The sequence below is a fragment of the Streptomyces carminius genome (assembly GCF_002794255.1).
Lineage (GTDB): Bacteria > Actinomycetota > Actinomycetes > Streptomycetales > Streptomycetaceae > Streptomyces > Streptomyces carminius.
In genome coordinates this window covers 1-4,444 of the sequence record NZ_PGGW01000051.1, presented here as the reverse complement: position 1 = coordinate 4,444, position 4,444 = coordinate 1, and the positions used below count along the sequence as shown (strand labels likewise).

The 4,444-nt window shown below is 70.5% G+C and carries 3 protein-coding genes and 2 pseudogenes; 3 read left to right on the top strand and 2 right to left on the bottom strand.

From position 1 onward, the window contains the following. Positions 1 to 1,035 (bottom strand): serine hydrolase domain-containing protein (locus CUT44_RS15075; protein WP_233221409.1); only part of this gene is annotated, 1,035 nt, incomplete at its 3' end. 185 nt (positions 1,036 to 1,220) lie between these two features. On the opposite strand from CUT44_RS15075, the pseudogene CUT44_RS34880 reads away from it, so the two are divergent. From CUT44_RS34880 to CUT44_RS34035, 3 genes and pseudogenes are all read left to right on the top strand, one after another. After that, positions 1,221 to 1,399, top strand: a pseudogene (locus CUT44_RS34880) (RNA-guided endonuclease TnpB family protein); the annotation flags it as partial. Between the two features lie 211 nt (positions 1,400 to 1,610). Continuing rightward, a pseudogene (locus CUT44_RS34710) lies at positions 1,611 to 1,877 on the top strand (transposase family protein); the annotation flags it as partial. Further along, the gene (locus tag CUT44_RS34035; protein ID WP_332888265.1) at positions 1,859 to 2,545 is read left to right on the top strand and encodes a transposase family protein; all 687 of its coding nucleotides are present in this window, start codon (positions 1,859 to 1,861) and stop codon (positions 2,543 to 2,545) included. The pseudogene CUT44_RS34710 and the gene CUT44_RS34035, both read left to right, overlap by 19 nt. 551 nt (positions 2,546 to 3,096) lie before the next feature. On the opposite strand, the gene CUT44_RS15055 is transcribed toward CUT44_RS34035, so the two are convergent. After that, a complete protein-coding gene (locus CUT44_RS15055) occupies positions 3,097 to 4,374 on the bottom strand; it encodes a serine hydrolase domain-containing protein (protein WP_100202375.1) in 1,278 nt (425 codons plus the stop codon). Positions 4,375 to 4,444 lie beyond the last annotated feature (70 nt).

The window sequence follows — 4,444 nt, the reverse complement described above, 5'->3', positions numbered from 1 at the left end:
GAAGCCCTCGGCGGGCACGGTCCGCTTCATCTCGGCGAGCTGCCCGGCCGGGAGGAGCCGGCCGCCCAGCAGGGCGCGCAGGAAGGTGTTCATGTCGGCGGTGGTACTGATGACGGCGCCGTCGGACCAGGCGTTCGCCTGCTCGGTGGTCTCGGTGAGCCTCTTCTCGCCGGGGAACTTCGTGTAGGCGGTGGCGGTCGGTCGCGGGATACGGGCGGAGGTGCCGGGGGCGAAGGTGTCCTTGAGCCGCAGCGGCTTGACGATGCGGTCGCGCACCTCCCGCTCCCAGGAGTTGCCGGTGATCTTCTCGATGATCATCCCGGCCAGGACGTAGTTGGTGTTGGAGTAGCTCCACCGGGTCTCCGACCCGGGATCGGCGGCGTCCGGCAGCCACTCGGGCGCGACGGTCATGGCGAGCTTCACGCGCTCCTCGGGAGCGAGCGAGGTGTAGCGGTTCGCGAGGAAGTCCTGCTTCATGGTCTCCAGGCTCTGGAACTGGAGGTTGGTGTAGTTGGCCAGTCCGCTGGTCTGCTGGAGGAGGTTGCGGACGGTGATACGGCTGCCGTCGTTGCCGTTGCCCTGCACCAGGCCGGGCAGCCACTGCTCGACGGTGTCGTCGAGGTCCAGCTTCCCCTCGGCGACGAGCTGGAGGACGAGGACGGCGGTGAACGTCTTGGTGTCGCTGCCGATGCGGTAGTGCGCGTCATACGGCACCGGCCGGTTGCCGCGCAGGTCGGCGACTCCGGCCCGGACGGTGGTGGAGCGGCGCCGCTCGTCCTGGACCCGGACGGTCAGGCCGGTGACCCCGGTCTCCAGCACGGCCCGCGCGTCCTTCCGGAGCTGGGCCCGCTCACCGTGGTGCGCGGCGGCACCCGCCTTCGCCGTACGCTCCCCGGTCGCCATGGCGTCGGTGCTCAGACCCGTGAGCGTCGTGGCGCCGATCGCGCCGACGCCCGCCAGCGCGAGCCCCGCCCGCACGCTCGTCGCCCGGCTCCACCTGGTGTTCTTCCGCGTCTTCCGCTGCCTCGTCGTCATACCCGAAACGCTATGGACCGGCGGCGGCGCGGGATAACCGGCTGAGCGGTGAAACGGGGGTACAGGCTGCACTATCTCCTGCCTCCGGCGCACCGGCCGACCACCCACCGGAACCGCCCGTACCGGCGTCGCCGCGTACGGCCGACCCAGCCGGGAGCCGACATCCGGAGCCCGCCACGGACATCAAGGGCGTCGGGCACTTCGACACCGTCACCTTCCCCAAGGACGGCGACGACTGCCGCTGAGACTCCACCCCCACCGACCGCCAGACCCGTGTCCGCCTGCAGGGTGTCGGGCACGTTCGTGTGCACCGGCACGGCCCGTGCGGGGCCGCGTCAAGACGATCTCTGTGAAGCGGGAGGGAAGGGCCTCGGAGGCTGCGGGCACGTCGCGAAGGAGAACCGCGTCACCCAAGCGAGGTTCCAGTGCACGGCGTGCGGCTTCACCACGAATGCGGACCACGTCGGCGCGACGAACGTCCTCAACAGGGCCGGGCTGGCCCTCTGCGCGGCACTAGCGAGCTCGTGCACGGTTGGCGGTGAGGCGTCGAGCTGCTGATCGTTGATCATGGTTGTGTGGTGGGGAAGGCGACGCGTGCAGTGATCACCAGCGACCGGAGGATCACGGGCCTGTCGGCCGACGTGATCGCTGAACTGATTGCCGAGCTGGGTCCGCTGTGGCATGAACGGCACCAGGCCAGGCTCACCTCCCGGCCGCGGAAGCGGGCCGTAGGCGCCGGTGCGAAGCACAAGCTGGTCTTCGTCGACCGGCTCCTGGCCACTCTCGTGCATCTGCGCCACACGACCACGCACGACGTGCTGGCCTGCTGGTTCGGCGTGGACCGCTCCACCATCACCCGCGCCGTCGGCGAGGTGCGGCCCCTGCTCGCCGAGCGAGGCTGCACCATCGCCCCCGGCGTGCGGCTGCGGACCCTGGCCGAGGTCATCGACCACCTCGGCACCAGCGGCAGGACGGGATCATCGACGGCACCGAGATCCGGGTCCGCCGCCCTGCCGCCGGACGCAGAGACCGGGAGGCGTTCATCTCCGGCAAGATCAGGCAGAACGCCGTCAAGACCATGGTCGTCACCGACGCGGACGGCCGGATGCTGTTCTGCAGCCCGACCAGGCCGGGCAGCTGTGCGGACATCACCCACGCCCGCCAGTCAGGGCTGGTCAAGCTCCTGGCCGACGGGCCCGCGGTGGAGATCCTCGCCGACGCCGGCTACCAGGGTCTGGGCGCGCAGACTGGCGGGAGGGTGGTCACACCTCCGCACCGCAAGTTCAAGAAGAACGCTCCGGACTGGTACGAGGAGATGTACCGGCGGCAGCGCACGGCGCACTCCTCACGGCGCATCCGCGTCGAGCACGGCATCGCCCACCTGAAGAACTGGCGGGCGCTGGCCCGCCACCTCGGACGCCGCGAGCACATGAACCACACCGTCCAGGCCGTCGCCGGTCTCCTCTCACACCAGCAGACCGCGGACCTCGCTTCGGCACAGCAGACGTGAGCGCCGAGTCCCGCCGAAGCCCTCAACGTCTCACCGCCAACCGTGCACGAGCTCGCTAGCCACCGACGCAGAAAGCCCGCGCGTTCACGCGTGGATGGAGTCACGTACGTATGGGTCTGGGACGGCTACGGAGCACTTGTGGGCCGTGCCCAGCGGAGCAACTTCCAGGACGTCGTCTCCAGGACCGGCTGCCGGAAACTGATCGACGAGTACAACGGCAACCGGGACTGGAACTACTCCCGCTGGTCTGTCGCCGTCTATCAGGGGGACAGCGGGATGCCCGAAATCATCGGGTCCGGTAACTGCCTTTCCCCAACCGGTCCCTGACCCCTCGGAGGGTTGGTCCCCGAACCTCTCGTCGCGGGCCCGGGACCTTTGCCTACTTCCGGCGGCGAGCCGCAGCCCTCGATGCGGAACCGGGTGGGCCGGGCAGTGGCGGCCGGCTGAGGGGCCCCGGCCGGAGCCGCACCGGGAAACCGGCCCGGGCCGTGCCCCGGCCGCGTCGGCGGCCGGGGCACGGCCCGGGGGGAGGGGGAGTCAGGCTTTGGGTGTCACTCGCACAGGGCGCGGACGAGCATCCGCTGGGTGGCGTCGTCCTGGGCGATGTGCTTGTCCGTGTCGTCGAAGTTGATGGTGAAGGCGGCCGAGGCGCCGGAGCGGCGGCCGTCGTCGGTCACGGCCGTCTCGGAGACCGTGCCGAACGACTTCCCGCCGTGGGACCACACGCCCTTGTCGCAGCCCTCGGCCGGGCGCCAGGCTATGCCGAGCCCGTAGGTCGTACCGGGTGTGCTGGTGAAGCCCTCGGCGGGCACGGTCCGCTTCATCTCGGCGAGCTGCCCGGCCGGGAGGAGCCGGCCGCCCAGCAGGGCGCGCAGGAAGGTGTTCATGTCGGCGGTGGTACTGATGACGGCGCCGTCGGACCAGGCGTTCGCCTGCTCGGTGGTCTCGGTGAGCCTCTTCTCGCCGGGGAACTTCGTGTAGGCGGTGGCGGTCGGTCGCGGGATACGGGCGGAGGTGCCGGGGGCGAAGGTGTCCTTGAGCCGCAGCGGCTTGACGATGCGGTCGCGCACCTCCCGCTCCCAGGAGTTGCCGGTGATCTTCTCGATGATCATCCCGGCCAGGACGTAGTTGGTGTTGGAGTAGCTCCACCGGGTCTCCGACCCGGGATCGGCGGCGTCCGGCAGCCACTCGGGCGCGACGGTCATGGCGAGCTTCACGCGCTCCTCGGGAGCGAGCGAGGTGTAGCGGTTCGCGAGGAAGTCCTGCTTCATGGTCTCCAGGCTCTGGAACTGGAGGTTGGTGTAGTTGGCCAGTCCGCTGGTCTGCTGGAGGAGGTTGCGGACGGTGATACGGCTGCCGTCGTTGCCGTTGCCCTGCACCAGGCCGGGCAGCCACTGCTCGACGGTGTCGTCGAGGTCCAGCTTCCCCTCGGCGACGAGCTGGAGGACGAGGACGGCGGTGAACGTCTTGGTGTCGCTGCCGATGCGGTAGTGCGCGTCATACGGCACCGGCCGGTTGCCGCGCAGGTCGGCGACTCCGGCCCGGACGGTGGTGGAGCGGCGCCGCTCGTCCTGGACCCGGACGGTCAGGCCGGTGACCCCGGTCTCCAGCACGGCCCGCGCGTCCTTCCGGAGCTGGGCCCGCTCACCGTGGTGCGCGGCGGCACCCGCCTTCGCCGTACGCTCCCCGGTCGCCATGGCGTCGGTGCTCAGACCCGTGAGCGTCGTGGCGCCGATCGCGCCGACGCCCGCCAGCGCGAGCCCCGCCCGCACGCTCGTCGCCCGGCTCCACCTGGTGTTCTTCCGCGTCTTCCGCTGCCTCGTCGTCATACCCGAAACGCTATGGACCGGCGGCGGCGCGGGATAACCGGCTGAGCGGTGAAACGGGGGTACAGGCTGC